This window comes from Roseixanthobacter finlandensis (genome assembly GCF_043195105.2).
In the GTDB taxonomy this organism is placed as follows: domain Bacteria; phylum Pseudomonadota; class Alphaproteobacteria; order Rhizobiales; family Xanthobacteraceae; genus NCEH01.
Genome location: NZ_CM195536.1, coordinates 638,418 through 658,721, shown reverse-complemented (window position 1 = coordinate 658,721; position 20,304 = coordinate 638,418). Strand labels below are relative to the sequence as shown.

The window sequence follows — 20,304 nt, the reverse complement described above, 5'->3', positions numbered from 1 at the left end:
AGGCAGATCCGGCTCTAGGCGGTCGCGCCTCAGGCCTTCGGCCTCATTTCAGAACCGGCTTATCGAACCGCACGCGCCGCATCTGGGTGGTATCGTTCTTGATGCCGAAATCGCTGTCGCTCACCAGAACCAGCTCGCGATCGCTCAGCACCGCGACCCCCTCTATCTTGGCGGGCAGATCCTTCAGCCGGTCGCTGTCCAGGATCAACGTCTTGGCGAGCGGCGTGACACCATTGCGCGCGAAATCGTCCGGCGCCAATTGCTCCAGGGTGGGCGGGGTGGTTGCGGCGTCGATGCTGCGCGGCAGCATGGCCGCGCCCGCAAGATCCACCAGGAACAGCTTGGTGGTCTTGTCGATGCGCTCCAGCACCAGCAGGCGGTCTTGGCCGACCGCCACCATCTCGCTCATCTTCACGTCCGATTGCTTCAGCGTCTTCTCGCCCGCGTCAGCCTTGAAATCGCCGGGCGCGCTGGCGCGATAGGCATAGGAGCCGACCACCGCACCGGTCTTGCGATCAAGCTTGATCAGGCGGGCCAGCGGCGAGCTGTCGGCGGCCTTCTTGCCGGGATTGGCGAGCGCGCCTTGCATCAATGCGTAGAGAAAGGCGCCATCGGGGGACACGGCGAGGCTTTCAATGCCATGATTGAGCGCGCGCCGCGCAAGGATTGCGGGAAGGACCGGGGCGATCTCATAGTCCGCGCCTGTCAGCCGATCCGCCAGTCCTTCGGGCACCAGCCGGCGGCGGATCGTGCCGTCCGGGGCCACCTCCACCAGCGAGGGAGCATATTCCTCGCTGATCCAGAAGCTGCCGTCCGGCAGGCGGACCAGGGCCTCGGTGTCGAGGCCGGACGGATCCTTGCCGATGGGCTTGCCAGCGACGCTGAAGGCCGCCTCAGTGGATTTGAGATCATTGGGCAAGCCGGTGGTGGGCTTGCCGGACTGACCTTTCAGCGGCAGCGTCTCCAGCACGCTCACCGCTCCGGCAGGGTCAATCTTCAGCTTGTAGATGGTGGGCGTGAAGGCCGGCAGCGGGAAAATCTTCCCGTCCTTGTCGCCGCCGCAAATTTCCCCGGTGCCGAGGCCGGTGATGTCCTTCGGCTTCTTGCAATCCACGTTCGGCCCTCGATCGGTAATCGCCCAGATCACACCCTCCGGATCCGATGGCGCGCGGAACAGGCCGGAGCCAAAGCCCACATTGAGAGTCAGCGTCTTTCCGCTAGGTATCTCCACACGCCCGAGCGGCAGCGGCGGAAGGGACAACATCTCGACCGTCGCGGCGGGCGCCCGCTCCTCGGCAATTGCCGGCAGGGCGAAGGCGAGCGGCATGCCCGACAGGGAGAGGATCGACAGACGCAGAATCGACAGCAGCCGTGGCATCACCACCCCCCAGGGAACGCGCGAATGCACGTGCGGCCCACACGCACGTCGCGCATGGGCCGCAATTTAGTTTAAAGAAATGAGATCACAACCGGAAGACGCAACATCTCCCGATCAAAGCGTCAGATCGTCTGGTTGTAGGCGCCGACTTCCGGATGGGTGCGCAGTACGCCGTCGATTTCCTTGAACATGTCGCGCATGCGCGCTTCGGAAACCGGGCTTTCCACCACCACGACCAGTTCCGGCTTGTTGGAGGAGGCGCGCACCAAGCCCCAGGTGCCGTCTTCAGTCGTGACGCGCACACCGTTGACGGTGACAAGATCGCGGATCGGCTGGCCAGTGACGCTTCCGCCCTTGGCCTGGAGATCTTCGAAATGCTTCACCACTTCGGTGACGATGCCGTATTTGGCTTCGTCCGCGCAGTGGGGCGACATGGTGGGCGAGGACCAGGTCTTGGGCAGGGCCAGGCGCAGCTCGGAGAGCTTCTTGCCGGGGTTGCGGTCCAGCATGTCCAGCACGGCGATGGCGGAGACAAGGCCGTCGTCATAGCCCCGGCCGATGGGCTTGTTGAAGAAATAATGGCCGGACTTCTCGAAGCCCACCAGCGCGCCGGTCTCGTTGACGCGGCGCTTCATGTAGGAATGGCCGGTCTTCCAATAATCCGCCTTCACGCCGAGCTTGATCAGCTCGGGGTCGGTGGCGAACAGGCCGGTGGACTTCACGTCCACCACGAAAGTGGAGCCGGGATAGATCTTGGCGAGATCGCGCGCCAGCATCACGCCCATCTTGTCGGCGAAGATCTCCTCGCCCTCATTGTCCACCACGCCGCAGCGGTCGCCATCGCCGTCAAAGCCAAGCGCCACGTCGGCGCCGGAGGCCAGCACCGCATCGCGCATGGCATGGAGCATCTCCATGTCTTCCGGGTTCGGATTGTACTTGGGGAAGGAATGGTCCAGCTCCGTGTCGAGCGGCACCACCTCCACCCCCAGCGCTTCCAGTATGCGCGGGGCGAATGCGCCGGCCGTGCCGTTGCCGCAGGCCACCACCGCCTTGATGGGGTGCTTCAGCTTGGGACGGTCAGTCAGGTCCTTGATATAGACCTCTGGGAAGTTTTCGACGAAGTGGTAAGCGCCGCCGCCGCGCAGGTCGAAGGCAGCCGAAAGCACGATTTCCTTCAGGCGCGTCATCTCGTCGGGCCCGAAGGTGAGCGGACGGTTCACGCCCATCTTCACGCCGGTCCAGCCATTGTCGTTGTGGGAAGCGGTCACCATCGCCACCGCCGGCACATCGAGCGCGAACTGGGCAAAATAGGCCATGGGCGACATGGCGAGGCCGATGTCGTGCACCTTCACGCCAGCGGCCATGAGGCCGGAGACCATCGCGTATTTGATCGACGAGGAATAGCCGCGGAAATCATGCCCCGTGACGATCTCGGGCTTGACGCCCATCTGGTGCATCAGGGTGCCGAGGCCCATGCCCAGCGCCTGGATGCCCATCAGGTTGATTTCCTTCTGGAACAACCAGCGGGCATCATATTCCCGGAAGCCCGTGGGCTTCACCATTGGCTCGGATTCATAGGCGTATGTATTGGGCGTCAATGCGGGCTTCGGCGTCGGAAACATGAAGAGCTTCTCCGCAACGGCTCTGATTGGTCGGCTGCCGATAGCATGGAATCGGGGTGGAAGGCACCGCTCAGGCAATAGGAAATAAGGACGATCGGCGTTCCCTGTCCAATGCCGGGCATCGGCGAAGGTTCCGCGCGGGTCTGCAAGCCGTCGCCCATTGCTTCGCCGGAAACGGTGCCGCACGCATCGCCGGCCTTTTCGGGTTGCACCTTTTGTGGCTGACTGGGGTGCAACCGGAGGCTCGCAGATGGGAACAACCATTGGCGTCAAGGTGGATGATGCGCTGCGGGCGCGCCTTAAGGCGGCGGCGGCGCGCCAGGGCCGTACCCCGCATTTTCTGGTGAAACAGGCGCTCGTCGCCATGCTCGACACATTGGACGAAACCGAAGCCAGCCTCTCAGCCGGAGCGACGCCCCTGCCCGAGGCGCTCGCCGGCGCGCGGGAAAGCGAACCTTTCCTAGCTTTCGCGCAGGCGGTGCGGCCCGAAAGCGTGCTGCGGGCCCGCATCACCGCCGCCTATCGAGCACCGGAGGAAGAGTGCCTGCCCCGGCTGATTTCCGACGCCACCTTGCCCTCCGCGCAGACCAAGGCGGTGGCCGAACGGGCGAAACACCTCATCCGCGCCTTGCGCGCCAAGGCCGGCAAGGGCGCCGTCGAGGCGCTGATCCACGAATATGATCTGTCGAGCCAGGAGGGCGTCGCCTTGCTCTGCCTTGCGGAAGCATTGCTGCGTATTCCCGACCGGCCGACCCGCGATGCGCTGATCCGCGACAAGATCGGCCAGGGCGACTGGCTCGCCCATCTCGGCCACAGCCGCTCGGTATTCGTGAACGCCGCCACCTGGGGGCTGCTCGTCACGGGCCGGCTCACTGGCACCAGCAGCGAGGCGGGCCTTGCCTCCGCGCTCACCCGGCTGGTGGCGCGCGGCGGCGAACCCTTGATCCGCGCCGCCGTCGACATGACCATGCGCATGATGGGCGAGCAGTTCGTGACCGGGGAGACCATCGCCCAGGCGCTCGCCAACAGCCGCGCCATGGAGGCGAAGGGCTTCCGCCATTCCTACGACATGCTGGGCGAGGCGGCCATGACCGCCGAGGATGCCGCGCGCTACATGGCAGCCTATGTCCAGGCGATCCATGCCATCGGCAAGGCGGCCGCCCGGCGCGGCATCCATGACGGGCCGGGCATCTCCATCAAGCTCTCGGCCCTGCATCCGCGCTATGCGCGCGCCCAGCGCGAGCGCGTCATGCGGGAGATGCTGCCGCGCGTGCACGAACTCGCGCGCCTCGCCCGCAGCTACGACATTGGCCTCAACATCGACGCCGAGGAGGCCGACCGGCTCGACCTCTCCCTCGACGTACTGGAGGCGCTGTGCCTCGATCCGGACCTCGCCGGCTGGAACGGCATCGGCTTCGTGGTCCAGGCCTATCAGAAGCGCGCCATGGCGATGCTGGACTTCATCATCGATCTCGGCCGCCGTACCGCCCGCCGCATCATGGTGCGCCTGGTCAAGGGCGCCTATTGGGATGCCGAGATCAAGCGCGCCCAGGTGGACGGGCTGGAGGGCTTTCCGGTGTTCACCCGAAAGGTGCACACGGATGTGTCCTATCTCGCCTGCGCCCGCCGCCTGCTCGCGGCGGGTGATGCGGTGTTTCCGCAATTCGCCACCCACAATGCGCAGACGCTTTCGGCGGTCATGGCGCTGGCGGGGGAGAATTTTTATGCCGGCCAATACGAATTCCAGTGCCTGCATGGCATGGGCGAGCCGCTCTATGAGGAGGTGGTGGGACCCGAAAAGCTGAACCGCCCCTGCCGCATCTATGCGCCCGTCGGTCCGCACGAGACCCTGCTCGCCTATCTGGTGCGGCGGCTGCTGGAGAATGGCGCCAACTCCTCCTTCGTCCACCGCATCGCCGACGACAGCTTTCCGGTGGAAGCGCTCGCCGCCGATCCCGTGGCTGAAGCAAGCGCGATCGCGCCGCTCGGCGCGCCGAACCCGCGCATCGCTGCGCCGCGCGATCTGTTCGGGGACCGGCCGAATGCGGCAGGTTTGGATTTTTCCAATGAGCAGCGCCTCGCCTCCCTCGCCGCCGCCTTGCTCGCAAGCCAGCAGGCATCGCCTTGCGCGGCTCCCATGTTGGCGAACGAAGACAGCGACCGCAGCGAGCGGGCGCCACGTGCGGTGCGCAATCCCGCCGACCTGCGCGATACGGTGGGGCATGTGGTGGACGCCGACCCCGCTCTCGCCGCCCTCGCCCTGCATCAAGCCGCGACGCTGGGTCCGGTCTGGTCCGCGACCCCGGCGGCGGAGCGTGCCCGCTGCCTGCGCGCGGCAGCCGATCTTCTCGAGGCGCGCATGCCATCCCTGCTCGGCCTGATCGTGCGGGAGGCGGGAAAGTCGCTGCCCAATGCGGTTGGCGAGGTGCGCGAGGCGGTGGATTTCCTGCGTTATTACGCCGGCGCGGCGGACGCCTTCGAAGCCGACAGCCACCGCCCGCTCGGGCCGGTGGTGTGCATCAGCCCCTGGAATTTCCCGCTCGCCATATTCACCGGCCAGATCGCCGCCGCGCTCGCGGCGGGAAATCCGGTGCTCGCCAAGCCGGCGGAGGAAACCCCGCTGATCGCCGCCGCGGCGGTGAAAATCCTGCGCGAAGCCGGCGTTCCGCCCGCCGCCCTGCAGCTATTGCCCGGCGACGACAGCGTCGGCGCGGCTCTGGTGGCGGACCCGCGCACGTGCGGCGTCCTGTTCACCGGATCCACCGAAGTGGCGCGCCTGATCCGGACACAGCTTGCCGCCCGCCTCGGTCCGGATGGCCGGCCGGTGCCGCTGGTGGCGGAGACCGGCGGCCAGAATGCGCTGGTGGTGGATTCCTCCGCCTTGCCCGAACAGGTGGTTGCCGATGCGCTCGTCTCCGCCTTCGATTCCGCAGGCCAGCGCTGTTCTGCGCTGCGCCTTCTGTGCCTTCAGGAGGAAACCGCCGATCGCGTGCGCGCCATGCTGCAAGGCGCGCTCGCCGAATGGTGCGTGGGCGATCCCGCCTTGCTGTCCACGGACATGGGTCCGCTCATCACCGCCGAGGCGCGCGCCGGCATCTCCGCATATGTCGAGGCCATGCGGGCGCGCGGCTTCAAGGTCACGCAAGGCCCGCTGCCGGAAGCCTGCCGAAATGGCACCTTCCTGCCGCCGACTATGATCGAGATCGACCAGGTGGGCGATCTCACGCGCGAGGTGTTCGGCCCGGTTCTGCATGTGCTGCGCTATCGGCGGGACGAACGCGACACCTTGATCGACGCCATCAACGCTACCGGCTACGGCCTCACGTTCGGCCTGCACACCCGCATCGACGAGACCATCGCCCAGGTGGAGGCGCGGATTTCCGCCGGCAACCTTTATATCAACCGCAATCTCATCGGCGCTGTGGTGGGGGTGCAGCCGTTCGGCGGGCACGGCCTCTCGGGAACCGGGCCGAAGGCCGGCGGCCCGCTCTATCTGCGCCGCCTCCTGGCGCAATGTCCGCCGCTGGAACCGCTCGCCCCGGCACCTGTGGACGCGGCCGCGCGCGCCTGGATCGCCCATCTCGCGGCGCAAGGGCACAGCGCCCATGCCGCGCGCTGCGCAGGCCTTGCAGACCGGGGCCTCGCTGGAGCGGAACGTGAAATGGCGGGGCCGGTCGGCGAGCGCAATCTCTATTCCTGGCACCCGCGCGGCACGGTGCTCCTGGTACCCGCCACGCCGCTGGGCCTTTCGGTACAGATGGCGACCGCCCTTGCCGCTGGCAATCGCGTGCTGGTCGATGCCCCCGCGCTCAAGGCTTCCCTCGCGAATCTGCCAGCCGAGGTCAAGGCGCGCGTCACCTTGACGGAAAACCGCGCCACGGCCCTATTCGACGCCGCGCTGTTCGAGGGAGAAAGCGACCGCCTTCTCGCGCTTGAACGGGAGATGGCGCAGCGCGACGGCCCCATCGTCGCGGTGCACGGCCTCTCCCCCGGCGCGCTCGCCGCCGGCGCCGCCTATCCCGTGGAATGGCTCCTGCGCGAACGCACCATCAGCATCAATACGGCGGCCGCCGGCGGTAATGCCACGCTCTTAGCTCTCGGCTGAGGCGATCAGCCCACCGCCTTCACCACCAGCCGCGCGGCGGCGAGATCCTCCAGCGCCGCGCCAACCGACTTGAACACCGTGATGATATCGTCCTGCGTGCGGCCGGGCACGCGGCCGGCACACAGATCGAACAGGTCGCCCTTCAGGAGATCCGCGGACCAGGCGCCCGAGCTTATGGGAAAGCGCAGATCGCCCGCCTCGGCCAGCGCGCCGGCGCGCGTATCCACATAGATCGCGCTTCTGGCGATGAGGGCATCATCGCTTTCGCGCATGGCGGGGGTGAAGGCACCCACCAGGTCCACATGGGTGCCGGGCCGAACCTCCGCACCGCACACGATCGCCTGCGTGGAGGTGGTGGCGCAGGAGACGATATCCGCCTGCGCCAGCGCGCCCTTCAGGTCGGACACCGTATGCGCGTCCAGCCCCTGCCCTTTCAGGCGGTCGGCGACGCAGCGCGCCTTCTCCGGCGCGCGCCCCCACACCAGGATGCGCGCGATGGGCCGCACCGCCGCATGGGCGGCGGCGAGATAGCCCGCGAGATGGCCGGTGCCCACCAGCAGAAGCGTGCGGCTCTCCCGACGCGACAGATAGGAGGAAGCCAGCGCGGAAGCTGCCGCCGTGCGCCGGTTGGTGAGCGCATCACCGTCCAGGATCGCGCGCGGCGCGCCGGTTTCCCCATCGAACAGGGTATAGATGGAGTTGACCGCGCCAAGGCCCCGCGCGCCGTTGCCGGGCACAACCGTCACCAGCTTCACGCCCATGGCGACGCCGCGTTCCCAGGCCGGCATGGTCAGCAGATGGGCGGTCGCATCCGGAGTTCCCACATCGAACGCCTGGCGCACCGGCGCCTCCACTTTCTGGGCGGCGAAGGCGGCGCGCAAGGCTTCGACGAGGGAGGGATAATCGAGCGCTGCATGGATCTGCGCGGCGCTGAAGACCTTGGGCATGCGAATCGTCTCCCTGAAGCTTTTTCGAGCGAAGTGGGTACCGCTTCACGTGAAGAAAATGCGATGAAACCGCAACCGGGATGTTTCCGCGGGCGCGCAAAGCCTCGAAACGGCGCGGCGCCGCGCGCGGCCGATAGGGATGAAAACGCACATGCCCTGTCCCGCCCTTGCGCGCCCGATGCGGCGGGGCCATTCCAGGGATAGAGCATCGGCATGGGCCTGTTTTCAGATGGCGGACGAGTCTTTCGACGTGGTGATCGTGGGCGGCGCGGTGAGCGGCAGTTCGACGGCCTTTCACCTTGCGGCAAATCCGGATTTCGCTGGACGCGTGCTCGTACTGGAGCAGGACCCGAGCTATCAGACCTGCGCCTCGGCGCGCTCGGCCGCCTCGATCCGCCAGCAATATTCCTCCCCCATCAATGTCGCGATCTCGCTCTACGGCATCGCCTTCCTGCGCGAGATCGGGGCGTGGCTTGCCGTCGACGGGGACACGCCCGACATCGCGCTGCGCGAAGGCGGCTATCTCTTCCTTGCCAGCGATGCGGGCGCGGATGAGCTGGTTGGTGCCCATGCGGTGCAGACCGGACTTGGGGCGGACATCGCGCTTCTGTCGCCGGACGCTCTGGCGGCACGCTTTCCCTGGCTGAATACCGAAGGCATCGCGCTCGGCAGCCTTGGGCTTTCAGGCGAAGGCTGGTTCGATGGCTATGGCCTGATGCAGGCTTTCCGCCGCAAGGCGCGCAGCCTCGGGGTCGAATATCGCGCGGCGAAGGCCGCCAGCCTGGAGCGCGTCGGGGACCGGATCGAAGCGGTGGTGCTGGCGGACGGAACGCGCATCGCCTGCGGGTGGGCGGTGAATGCTGCGGGCGCAGGCGGTGCCGACCTCGCCCGCACCGCCGGGATCGAACTTCCGGTGGCGAACAAGAAGCGCATGATCTTCACCTTCACCTGCCCCGATGCCGTGCCGGATTGCCCACTGCTGATCGACCCGAGCGGCGTCTATGTGCGGCCGGAAGGAGCCGGCTTCCTCTGCGGAACCGCCCCGCCGCCCGAGCAGGATCCCGACAGCACGGATTTCGACGTGGATCATACGCTGTTCGAGGATGTGATCTGGCCGACGCTCGCGCTGCGCATTCCCGCCTTCGAGCGCCTGCGGCCGGGACGCGCCTGGGCCGGGCATTACGACATGAACCTGTTCGACCAGAACGCCATTCTCGGCAGAGCGCCGGGCTGCGCGAACCTGCTGCTGGCCAATGGCTTCAGCGGCCACGGCCTGCAACAATCCCCAGCCGTGGGCCGGGGATTGAGCGAACTGATCGTGCACGCGCGTTATGTGACGCTGGACCTGTCGCCGCTCGGCTATGGGCGCATCGCCCACAACGCGCCCCTCGTGGAACGCAAGGTGGTGTGAGCCGGCGCGCCGCCTCACACCGGTTGCTGCTTAGCCTTCGTAATGGTCGGCGACGAGCTGGTTCAGCAGCCGCACACCCCAGCCCGACGCCCAGCTCTTGTTGATGTCGCTGGCCGGCGAGGACATGGCCGTGCCGGCGACGTCCAGATGCGCCCAAGGGGTCTTGTCCACATAGCGCTTGAGGAATTGCGCGGCGGTGATCGATCCGCCATTGCGGCCGCCGGTGTTCTTCATGTCGGCGAAGCGGCTGTCGATCTGCTTGTCATATTCCGGGCCGAGCGGCATGCGCCACACGCGCTCGCCGGTCTCCATACCGGCGGCTGACAAGCGCTGGGCCAGTTCGTCGTCATTGGAGAACAGGCCGGCATATTCATGGCCAAGCGCCACCAGGATGGCGCCGGTGAGGGTGGCGAGGTCCACCATGAAGCGCGGCTGGAAGCGCTCCTTCGTGTACCAGAGCACATCGGCCAGAACGAGCCGGCCCTCGGCGTCGGTATTGATGATCTCGATGGTCTGGCCGGACATGGAGGTGACGATGTCGCCGGGGCGCTGCGCAGCGCCGTCAGGCATGTTCTCCACGCAGCCGATGACGCCGACCGCATTCACCTTGGCCTTGCGGGCCGCCAGCGCATACATGAGCCCGGTGACGCAGGCGGCGCCGCCCATGTCGCCCTTCATGTCTTCCATCCCGGCGGCGGGCTTGATGGAAATGCCGCCGGTGTCGAAAGTCACGCCCTTGCCGATGAAGGCCACCGGCTGGGTCTTCGCGTCCGCGCCGTTCCAGCGCATGACCACGACACGGCTTTCCTTGATGGAGCCCTGGCCGACGCCCAGCAGCGCCCCCATGCCGAGTTCCGCGAGTTCCGCGTCGCCCAGCACCTCGACGTCCACGCCGACCGAGGTCAGCTCCTGCGCCCGACGTGCGAATTCCGGGGGATCGAGCACGTTGGATGGCTCGTTGACGAGATTGCGTGCCAGCAGGACACCGTCGGCCAGTGCCTCGCCGGCGGACCACGCACGGCGTGTTCCGGCCTCGTCGGCCACCAAGAAGGTCAATGTCAGCGCGACCGGCTCGACCTCGCCCTCCTTGCGCTTGGTCTTGTAGCGATCGAACACATAGCTGCGCAGCCGGGCGCCGAGCGCCATCTCGGCCACGAAGTCGGGGCTCACCTTCAATCCGGGCAGGTCGACGAGGATCGTCGCTTCGCGCGCGCCGCCGGGAATCTTGCTGAACGCCACGCCGCCGAGCTTGAGATAATCGGCCGCCTTGAGATCCGCACCCTTGCCGACGCCCAGGATCACGAGGCGGGAAGCATCGAGATTTGTCGGCGCGATCAGGTCCAGGGCGGATGAGAGACGGCCCTTGAACTGATCCGCGCTGATCGCCCGCTTCACCCCATCGAGGCCGGGCTTGAGCAGCTTCTGCGCTTCCCGTCCAAATGTGAGCGTGTCATCGGTGAGGACGATGAGCACACCTTTCGGGGCGGCGCCGTGCTTGGCGAAACGGATGGTGAGGGGCTCGGCCATGGATACTCCGGGAGGTACAGCCTGGGTGGGCGCAACGGACGATGAGCTATTCACACCTCTCTAGCCCCATCGCGCACCGGCGACAAATGCCCGAAGCGCAAGCCACCCCTCACGCCAAGCGCAAGCGGGTGTCCCCTTCCCGGTCGACGTAACGCCACTTCGGCGTGTCCCGCAGCCTTTGCGCGATGGGGAGATCGTCATCAATACAGAACGCTGCAAAGAGCAGTTGGCGAAGCGCCGTTCGCGAGCGCGGGCGGGATCAGGCCGGATGCTGGAAGGCCAGCAGCTTCCGCGTGGGAAAATCGTAATATTTTCCAGTCTCCTCGCAGCTCGGCAGGCACAGGGACAGCAACGCCTCGGCCGCCTCCTCGGGCGCCGGCAAGGTCTGCGGATCCTCGCCGGGGAAGGCCTTGGCGCGCATGCGGGTGCGAATCGGACCGGGGTTGAACAGATTGACCTTGAGGTTGCCGCTGACGCTTTCCGCCGCCCAGGTGCGGCCGAGCACGTCGAGCGCCGCCTTGGTGACCGCATAGGGTCCCCAATAGGCCCGCGCCTTATGGGCGGCACCGGAGGACACCAGCACCGCGCGGCCGGCGGTGGAGAGCTTCAGCAGCGGATCGAGCGAGCGCACGAAGCGGTAATTGGCGGTGAGGTTGACGCTCAACGCCTGGTCCCAATCCTTCGGGTCCACATGGCCGAGCGGCGTCACCGGGCCGAGAATGCCGGCATTGCCGACGAAGACGTCGAGATGACCCCAGCGCTGGTAGATGGCGCCGCCCAGCCGGTCGATGGCTTCGTAATCGGTAACGTCCATGGGCACCAGGGTGGCGGAGCCGCCTTCCGCCTTGATGGCGTCATCCACTTCTTCCAGCGCGCCGTCGGTGCGGCCGACGACGATGACATGGGCTCCGGCCTTTGCGAGCGCGAGCGCGGTGGCCGCGCCGATGCCGCGCGTGGCGCCGGTGACGAGGGCGATCCTGTCGGCAAGCGGCCGGTCGGTCATGGCAGGGTCTCTGTCAGATCGGAAGAAGGGGCGCGACAATCCCGCCAAGTGGGCAAAAGCGCAAGGGCGGGAGGCGCGATATCGGGGAAATCATCCGCCGGCGCGCCAGGCGACCCGGCGTCTCGGCGGCGGCGGGAACTGCATAGCCGGCACGGCCGCCGCCCCGTTCGGGCACGGCGGCGAGATGGTTCAGCTAGCTTCGGCGAGCAGCGACAATTGCTGTGCCCCGACCGCGCCGGACTTGTCCGTGAGCAGGGTCGGGTAGTCGCCGGTGAAGCAGTGGTCGGTGAATTGCGGACGCACCGGGTCGCGGCCTTCATAGCCCATGGCGCGATAGACCCCATCTACCGTAAGGAAGGCCAGCGAATCCGCGCCGATATAGCGCCGCATGCCTTCCAGGTCGTGGGTGGCCGCCAGCAGCTTGTCGCGGTCCGGCGTGTCGATGCCGTAATAATCGGGATGGGTGATGGGGGGCGAGGCAATGCGGAAATGCACCTCGCTGGCACCCGCGTCGCGCATCATCTGCACGATCTTCACGGACGTGGTGCCGCGCACCAGGCTGTCATCCACCAGCACGATTCGCTTGCCGGCTACCACCGAGCGGTTGGCCGAGTGCTTCATGCGCACGCCCTGGTCACGCACGGTCTGGGTGGGCTGGATGAAGGTGCGGCCGACATAATGGTTGCGGATGATGCCGAGCTCATACGGCACGCCCGATATCTGGGAATAGCCGATGGCCGCCGGCACGCCGGAATCGGGCACCGGGACGATCACATCGGCCGGCAAATGGCTTTCCTGGGCCAGCACCTGGCCCATGGTCTTGCGCACCTGATAGACCGAGCGCCCGCCCACCACGGAATCCGGCCTGGCGAAATAAATGTATTCGAAAATGCAGGGCCGTGCCGGCATGGAGGGGAACGGCTTGAAGGAGGTGATGCCGTCCTCGTCGATCACCACCACTTCGCCATTCTCGATATCGCGCACATAGCGCGCGCCGATGATGTCGAGGGCGCAGGTCTCGGAGGCGAGGATGGGCGAATTGTCCAGCATGCCCAGCACCAGCGGGCGGATGCCGAGGGGATCGCGCGCGCCGATCAGCTTCTTATTGGTGACGGCGACCAGGGAATAGGCGCCCTCCAGGAAGTGCAGCGCGTCGATGAAGCGATCGACGAAGCGCGCTTTCTTGGAGCGGGCGACGAGGTGGAGAATCACTTCCGTGTCGGTGGTGGACTGGGTGATCGCCCCGTCCCGCACCAGTTGCTTGCGCAGTGTCAGGCCGTTGGTGAGATTGCCGTTGTGGCCGACCGCAAAGCCGCCGGCATCCAGTTCGGCGAACAGCGGCTGCACGTTGCGCAGCAGGGTTTCGCCGGTGGTGGAATAGCGCACGTGGCCAACCGCGATATGGCCGGGCAGGCGCTCGATCACGCGGGCATCGGAAAAGGTGTCGCCGACGAGGCCGAGGCGGCGCTCGGAATGGAAGCGGCGGCCGTCATAGGTGACGATGCCGGCGGCTTCCTGCCCGCGATGCTGGAGCGCGTGGAGGCCGATGGCCGTGATGGCGGCGGCGTCCGGATGGTTGAAAACGCCGAAAACCCCGCACTCCTCGCGCAGGCGGTCGCCGTTCAGATCTTCGTCCAGGTTCATCTGGCCCGTCTCCCGTGCGACCCCACCATGCGCAAAGCCATCCCGCGCCCATTGGGCGTCGGGAGCGTGGGACTCCTCGCTCTCCATGTCCATCTTTACCTCCGCTCGACGCGGCTCACTGGCCGGTGCCGCGCGCGCTCTCAAGCAGTTGCTCGAACCCTTGCCGCTCGCCGCGGCGGTATCCGGTTTCGCCAGCCGCCGCTCCGGCGGCCGTCGCAACTGTCATCGTGGTGCCCCCACGTTCCGTACGCGGACCGGGCGGCGTGGCGGGCGCATCGCCCTCATCTGTCGCCGGAGACCGCTTCAGTCTCTTAAGAATGGTATTCTCCGGATCGTCCGGCAACAGGGACATAAGCCAATCCCCGGTGTTTTGCAGCACCGGACGAGATTTTGCGTTCAGAACCCACGGCGGCTGGCTCTTGTCCGGGACCAGCCAGTTGAAGAACAGAAATGCCACAACCATTACAAGCAGACCGCGCGCAAGACCGAAGGCGAAGCCCAATGTGCGGTCCAGCGCGCCGATCCGGCTGTCCAGCACCGCATCGGAAATGCGCGCGCTGATAATGGAAACGATCAGCAGCGTTCCCAAAAACAGAATGCCGACGGTCACGGCCAGCGCCACCGCGTCCTGCGACACGTATTGCTTGGTGATCGGGAGCAATTGGGGATAGAAAAACAGGGTCACGCCAGCCGCAGCCAGCCATGACACGATGCTGAAGACTTCGCGTAGAAAACCGCGAACCATGGCCAGAAGGCCGGAAAGCAGCATCACCGAAATAACGATGAGATCAAGCAGCGTCACGGGCATGGGCGCGGCGGGTCCTTCGTGCGGCGCCCGAAGGCGTGCGGCGGAACACTGCGTGTCATAAATCCGCAGCGTGGCTCGGACGTATAGCTTCAAGTGCCCGCCGCGTCATCACCCCTCTTTCGGTAACGCTGCCCTGCGCGGCGCGCGGGCCGCGATCCCCGCCACAAGCGACGCTAGGGAAGCAACGCCCTCAATGGATATGGCGCCGTCCATTCCTTCCGCGGCACCGCTCGGCATGACGGCTCGGGCAAAACCCAGCTTTGCAGCCTCCTTCAGCCGTGCCGCCGCCTGCGACACCGGCCGCACGGCCCCGGTCAGGCTCACCTCGCCGAAATAGACCGCGTCCGCCGGCAAGGGCGCACCGGTGAGCGAGGATACGAGGGCGCCCGCCACCGCCAGATCTGCAGCTGGCTCGCCGATGCGCAGGCCTCCGGCCACGTTCAAATAGACGTCATGGCCACCGAGCCGCACGCCGCAGCGCGCGTCCAGCACCGCCAGAACCATGGCGAGGCGGTTGCTGTCCCAGCCCACCACCGCGCGGCGTGGGGTGCCGAGGGTGGAGGGCGCCACCAGCGCCTGGATCTCCACCAGCACCGGGCGCGTGCCCTCCATGCCGGCGAACACCGCCGTGCCCGGCGCCCCGGCATCGCGATGGGAGAGGAACAGCTCGGAGGGGTTCGCGACTTCCGACAATCCCTTGCCGGTCATCTCGAACACGCCGATCTCATCGGTGGGGCCGAATCGATTCTTTTGCGCCCGCAGGATGCGGAACTGGTGTCCGCCGTCGCCCTCGAAAGAGAACACCGCATCCACCATGTGCTCCACCACGCGCGGGCCGGCGATCTGCCCGTCCTTGGTGACATGGCCCACCAGGATCACCGCCGCGCCGGTCTGCTTGGCGTAGCGCACCATCAATTGGGCCGAGGTGCGCACCTGTGTGACGGTGCCCGGCGCCGATTCCACCGAATCGCTCCACATGGTCTGGATCGAATCGATCACCACGAACTGCACCGGCGGCCCGGCGCTCAAGGTGGCGATGATGTTTTCAGCATTGGTTTCGGCAGCAAGGCCCACGGGCGCGTCCGCCAGATCGAGCCGGCCGGCGCGCATACGCACCTGGTCCACCGCCTCTTCGCCCGAGACATAGACGATGCGATGCCCCGCCCGCCCCAAGGCGGCGGAGGCCTGGATCAGCAAGGTGGATTTGCCGATTCCGGGATCGCCGCCCAGGAGCACGATGGAGCCGGGCACGAAGCCGCCCCCCGCCACCCGGTCCAGCTCGCCGATGCCGGAAATCAGGCGCGGCGCGGCCTTGCCCTGGCCCTGAAGACTCTCCAGCGCCACCGCCCGCCCCTTGCGTCCCGAGCGCTGGGCGGCGGGGACCGAGGCTGCGACGTTCGCCTCCTCGGAAATCGTATTCCAGCCGCCGCAGGCCTCACACTTGCCCTGCCAGCGGTTATAGACCGCGCCGCAGGACTGGCAGACGAAGGTGGGGCTGTTCTTGGCCATAGGTGGGGCAGGCTCCGGACGCGCGCAGGGCGCGACTCACCCATACAGTCTAGCCGCCCACATAGACCCGGTGATAGCGCGGCCCAAGGCTGGTGAGCACCTCATAGCCGATGGTGCCGCCATGGGCCGCAAGTTCGTCGATGCCGATTCCCTCGCCGAGCAACACGGCGGGATCGCCGCGCCGGGCTTTCTCGTGGGGCACGTCGGTGACGTCCACTGCCGTCAAGTCCATGGAAATGCGCCCGACCAGCGGACAGCGCAGGTCGCCGACGATGGCATCCGCCCCCCGCCGGGCATCGCTGCCGCCAAACGCGCGCAGAAAGCCGTCGGCATAGCCCAGCGAAAGAATGGCGATCCGGCTGTCGCGTTGCAGGCGCTGGGCCGCGCCATAGCCCACAGTCGTGCCGCCGCGCGCCTCGCGTACCTGGATGATGGGCACCTCCAGCCGCACCACGCTGCGCAGCGGCGCCGTGCCGGAGATCGGCACGCCGCCATAGAGCGCGATGCCGGGCCGCACCATGTCGAAATACATTTCCGGCCCGCCCAGCGTACCGGCGGAATTGGCCAGCGATGCGGGAATGCCGGGAAACGCCGCCGCCACTTTCGCGAACAGGTGATGTTGCGCCTGGGTCAGCGGGTGGTGCGCCGTGTCCGCGCAGGCGAGATGGGTCATGATCAGGGACGGGCGGAACGAGGGGCCGCCCTCCCCGGCGATCGTGAGCGCCTCATCCACGCTGAGGCCGAGGCGATTCATGCCCGTGTCCACATGCAGGGCCGCCGGCTGGCTCACCCCCATGGCCCGGCTGTGGATGGACCATTCGGCGATTTCCTGCCGGCTTCCCAGCACCGGGCGCAGATCGGCGGCGGCATAAGCATGGGCGGTATCGGGCAGCAAGCCGCCGAGCACATAGATGGTGGCCTCGGGAAGCAGCGCCCGCAGCGCCTCGCCTTCCTGCACCAACGCCACGAAAAAGGTGCGCGCGCCCGCCTTCCACAGAGCCGGGGCCGCCTGCTCGAGGCCGAGGCCATAGGCGTCCGCCTTCACCACGGCCGCACATTCCGCCGGCGCGACCCGCCCGGCCAGGGTGCGCCAATTATCGGCCAGGGCGCCGAGATCAATGGTCAGGACGGCGCGGGACAGAGCGGATGACGGGGCGGACGCGGGCTGCATCGAAACGCTTTCCCTGGAAGCGGCGGGATTCGCTATCCTGTCTATACCTTACCTATGACGCGCCGGTAGCGCCGGACGCGGAGCAGATCCGCGCGCCACGCCGAGCTTTCCGCGATCAGTGGCGGTCGGGCAGCCGATCTTCGCGCGCGAGGTTCGAGAAGCGGGTGAACTGCGGTTCGAAATGCACTTTCACGGTGCCGGTGGGTCCGTGGCGCTGCTTGCCGATGATGACTTCCGCCACCCCCTCGGCCGCCTTCATGTCCGCTTCCCACTTGAACCATTCCTCGGTGCCGGGCTTGGGCTCGCGGCTCTTGAGGTAATATTCCTCGCGATAGACGAACATCACCACGTCGGCGTCCTGCTCGATGGAGCCGGATTCGCGCAAATCGGCGAGTTGCGGGCGCTTGTCGTCGCGCGATTCCACCTGACGCGAGAGCTGCGAGAGCGCCATGATCGGCACTTGCAATTCCTTCGCCAGCGCCTTGAGGCCGGTGGTGATCTCGGTAACTTCCTGCACGCGGTTCTGCGACGAGCTTTTCGACGAGCCGGACAGCAATTGCAGATAATCCACCACCATGAAATCCAGCCCCCGCTGGCGCTTCAGGCGGCGCGCGCGGGCCACCAGCTGGGCGATCGAAATGCCGCCGGTATCGTCGATATAGAGTGGCACCACCTGCATGGTCTGGGCAGCGGCGGCGAGCTTGGAAAACTCGCTCTCGGAAATATCGCCGCGGCGGATCTTGTAGGAGGCAATCTCCGCCTGCTCGGCGAGAATACGCGTTGCCAATTGCTCGGCCGACATTTCCAGCGAGAAGAAGCCGACGATGCCGCCGCTCTGGGTCTCGATGGAGCCGTCCGCCCGCTGCTCGCCGCGATAGGCGGCGGCGATGTTAAAGGCGATATTGGTGGCGAGCGCGGTCTTGCCCATGGCAGGGCGCCCGGCGAGAATCACAAGGTCGGACGGCTGGAGCCCGCCCATCTGCTGATCGAGATCGTCCAGCCCCGAGGCGATGCCGGAGAGATGGCCCTCGCGCTGGAAAGCGCGGCTTGCCATGTCGACGGCTTCGCGCAGCGCCTCGCCGAAGCGCTGGAAGCCACCGTCATAGCGCCCGCTCTCAGCGATGGCGTAGAGGCGCTTTTCCGCCTCCTCGATCTGGTCCTGCGGCGTCGCCTCCACCGGCGCGTCATAGGCGTCGTTGACGATCTCCTCGCCGATGCGGATCAGTTCGCGCCGCACCGAGAGGTCATAGATGGCGCGCCCGTAATCCTCGGCATTGATGACCGTAGTCGCTTCCGCCGCGAGGCGGGCAAGATAATGCGGGCCGGAGAGGCCCGCGACGTCCAGGTCGGCGGGCAGGAAGGTCTTGAGCGTGACCGGCGTCGCCACCTTGCCGGCGCGCACAAGGGCCCCCGCCAGCTCGAAGATGCGGCCGTGGATGGGCTCGAAGAAATGCTCGGGCTTGAGGAAGTCCGACACCCGGTAGAAGGCGTCGTTATTGACCAGGATGGCGCCCAGTAGGGATTGCTCCGCCTCCACATTGTGGGGCGCCTGACGATAGGAGGGGTCGAGATCCCCCTTCTGGTCGGACAGATCGAGCATGAGGCGGGTCCGGTTGGGGTAGACGAGCCCTTGTTTAGCAGAAGGCAGGCGGACCCCGCAGGCCCGTGATTGTGTGGCCGGCGAAGAAGTTCCAGCCATCAACAGGCCGACACTCCCCTGTGGGGAAGTACGGCAATTGCGGGGATAACCGATCCCGCCCCGCCTTGCGGCAGCGTCTTCCGATTCCGCAGCAAGGTAGGTCGCCCATCCGACTCACCTCTCCTCCGCCTATTCGCCGGCGAGGCGAAGCGGCGGGGCGCTGCGCTTCTCCATCGTCCGCAATTTGCGTTCCGCCTCCGTGATATAATCGCGCGTCAGCGGCACCGCCTCCTGTTTGCGGGCGAGCTGGATCTGGAACACCATCAGGCCCTGGTGGCGAAACGCCATTTCCGAACCGGCGAGGTAGAATTCCCACATCCGCAGGAACCGCTCGTCGGTGAGGCGCACTACCTCCTCCCGCCGGGCGAGGAAGCGCGCGCGCCACGCCTTCAGCGTCTCGGCATAGTGCAGGCGCAGAATCTCGATGTCGGTCACCACCAGCCCTGCCCGCTCGATATGCGGGGTCACCTCCGAGAGCGAAGGCATGTAGCCGCCGGGGAAGATGTATTTGGCGATCCAGGGATTGGTGAAGCCAGGCGGGTCGAACCGACCGATGGCATGCAGCAGCATCACCCCGTCCGGGGCCAGCAATTCGCGCGCCTTGCGGAAGAATTCCCCGTAATGATCGACGCCGACATGCTCGAACATGCCCACCGAGACGATCCGGTCGAACGGGCCGGGCACGTCGCGATAATCCTGGAGCGCGAACGAGACCTGCCCTTCCAGTCCCTTTTCCCGGGCGCGGGACTGGGCAACGCCCAATTGCTCCGTCGAAAGCGTGACGCCGTTTACCCGAGCCTTCGCGATTTCCGCCAGATATAGGCCGAGCCCACCCCATCCGCTGCCGATGTCCAGCACGCTCAGATCCGGCTTGTCGAGCACCAGCTTGGCCGCGATATGCCGCTTCTTGGCGAGCTGGGCATCGTCGAGCCGCTCGCCGGGATGCTCGAAATAGGCGCAGGAATATTGCTTGTCCGCATCGAGGAACAAGGAATAAAGCCGCCCGTCCAGATCATAATGATGGGCCACGTTACGCCGCGCGCGGCCGCGCGGGTTGAACTGGTCCAGCCGCCGCAGCACGCGCCGTGCGAAATAAAGCAGGCGCGAGGTCAACGTGGGCTGAAGGACGTCCTGCGACATCACCAGCTCCAGCAGATCGGCGATCGACCCCCGCTCGATCACCAGATCCCCGCTGGTGTAGATTTCGCCGAGCTGCATTTCCGGATCGAGCAGCAGCAGAAGCTGTGCCCGCTTGCTGGCGAAGCGCACATGAAGGCCGGCTTCGTCCGGCCCCGCCGTAAAGATCCGGCCGGAGGCCGTCGTGACTTTCAGGCCGCCGTGCTTCACGACACGACGCAGAACAGATTCAAGCAACCGATCCACTGGGCCGCCTCCATCTTTAAGATGACTGCCTGGGTTGCCCCTCCTTTTGGCATCTATCTCCGGCCGCACGGGCACACCGAGGTGTGTCAACAGTGCC

At 66.6% G+C, this 20,304-nt stretch carries 13 protein-coding genes; 2 read left to right on the top strand and 11 right to left on the bottom strand.

The features are described from left to right. Nucleotides 1–43 precede the first annotated feature (43 nt). A complete protein-coding gene (locus tag V5G24_RS03115; protein ID WP_394079448.1) occupies nucleotides 44–1,378 on the bottom strand; it encodes an esterase-like activity of phytase family protein in 1,335 nt (444 codons plus the stop codon). A 122-nt stretch (nucleotides 1,379–1,500) separates the two neighbouring features. Beyond that, nucleotides 1,501–3,000, bottom strand: a complete 1,500-nt coding sequence (locus V5G24_RS03110; protein WP_394079446.1) for a phosphomannomutase/phosphoglucomutase — start codon at nucleotides 2,998–3,000, stop codon at nucleotides 1,501–1,503. 250 nt (nucleotides 3,001–3,250) lie between these two features. Here V5G24_RS03110 and putA point away from each other — a divergent pair, with 250 nt between their 5' ends. Next, nucleotides 3,251–7,105, top strand: coding sequence for a trifunctional transcriptional regulator/proline dehydrogenase/L-glutamate gamma-semialdehyde dehydrogenase (gene putA, locus V5G24_RS03105; RefSeq protein ID WP_394079444.1), 3,855 nt, complete (start codon nucleotides 3,251–3,253; stop codon nucleotides 7,103–7,105). Between the two features lie 5 nt (nucleotides 7,106–7,110). Here the strand turns inward: putA and lhpI are convergent, their stop codons facing one another. Continuing rightward, a complete protein-coding gene (gene lhpI, locus V5G24_RS03100) occupies nucleotides 7,111–8,052 on the bottom strand; it encodes a bifunctional Delta(1)-pyrroline-2-carboxylate/Delta(1)-piperideine-2-carboxylate reductase (protein ID WP_394079442.1) in 942 nt (313 codons plus the stop codon). Between the two features lie 229 nt (nucleotides 8,053–8,281). On the opposite strand from lhpI, the gene V5G24_RS03095 reads away from it, so the two are divergent. Next, nucleotides 8,282–9,463, top strand: coding sequence for an NAD(P)/FAD-dependent oxidoreductase (locus tag V5G24_RS03095; RefSeq protein ID WP_394079440.1), 1,182 nt, complete (start codon nucleotides 8,282–8,284; stop codon nucleotides 9,461–9,463). Between the two features lie 30 nt (nucleotides 9,464–9,493). Here the strand turns inward: V5G24_RS03095 and V5G24_RS03090 are convergent, their stop codons facing one another. From V5G24_RS03090 to V5G24_RS03055, 8 genes are all read right to left on the bottom strand, one after another. Then, nucleotides 9,494–10,990, bottom strand: a complete 1,497-nt coding sequence (locus V5G24_RS03090) for a leucyl aminopeptidase (protein ID WP_394079438.1) — start codon at nucleotides 10,988–10,990, stop codon at nucleotides 9,494–9,496. 259 nt (nucleotides 10,991–11,249) lie between these two features. After that, nucleotides 11,250–11,993 (bottom strand): SDR family NAD(P)-dependent oxidoreductase, encoded by a 744-nt coding sequence (locus tag V5G24_RS03085; RefSeq protein WP_394079436.1) that lies wholly within the window; start codon nucleotides 11,991–11,993, stop codon nucleotides 11,250–11,252. Between the two features lie 189 nt (nucleotides 11,994–12,182). Then, nucleotides 12,183–13,637: an amidophosphoribosyltransferase gene (gene purF / locus V5G24_RS03080; protein WP_394079434.1), complete on the bottom strand. Its 1,455-nt coding sequence runs from the start codon at nucleotides 13,635–13,637 to the stop codon at nucleotides 12,183–12,185. A 115-nt stretch (nucleotides 13,638–13,752) separates the two neighbouring features. Next, nucleotides 13,753–14,445, bottom strand: a complete 693-nt coding sequence (locus tag V5G24_RS03075) for a CvpA family protein (RefSeq protein WP_394079432.1) — start codon at nucleotides 14,443–14,445, stop codon at nucleotides 13,753–13,755. A 108-nt stretch (nucleotides 14,446–14,553) separates the two neighbouring features. Continuing rightward, nucleotides 14,554–15,954, bottom strand: a complete 1,401-nt coding sequence (gene radA / locus V5G24_RS03070) for a DNA repair protein RadA (RefSeq protein ID WP_394014169.1) — start codon at nucleotides 15,952–15,954, stop codon at nucleotides 14,554–14,556. Between the two features lie 49 nt (nucleotides 15,955–16,003). Further along, entirely contained in the window at nucleotides 16,004–17,125 is a 1,122-nt protein-coding gene (gene alr / locus V5G24_RS03065; protein ID WP_394079430.1) for an alanine racemase, read from the bottom strand. 115 nt (nucleotides 17,126–17,240) lie between these two features. Further along, nucleotides 17,241–18,725, bottom strand: coding sequence for a replicative DNA helicase (locus V5G24_RS03060; protein WP_394079428.1), 1,485 nt, complete (start codon nucleotides 18,723–18,725; stop codon nucleotides 17,241–17,243). Between the two features lie 228 nt (nucleotides 18,726–18,953). Continuing rightward, nucleotides 18,954–20,207 (bottom strand): cyclopropane fatty acid synthase, encoded by a 1,254-nt coding sequence (locus tag V5G24_RS03055; protein ID WP_394079426.1) that lies wholly within the window; start codon nucleotides 20,205–20,207, stop codon nucleotides 18,954–18,956. Between the last annotated feature and the right edge of the window lie 97 nt (nucleotides 20,208–20,304).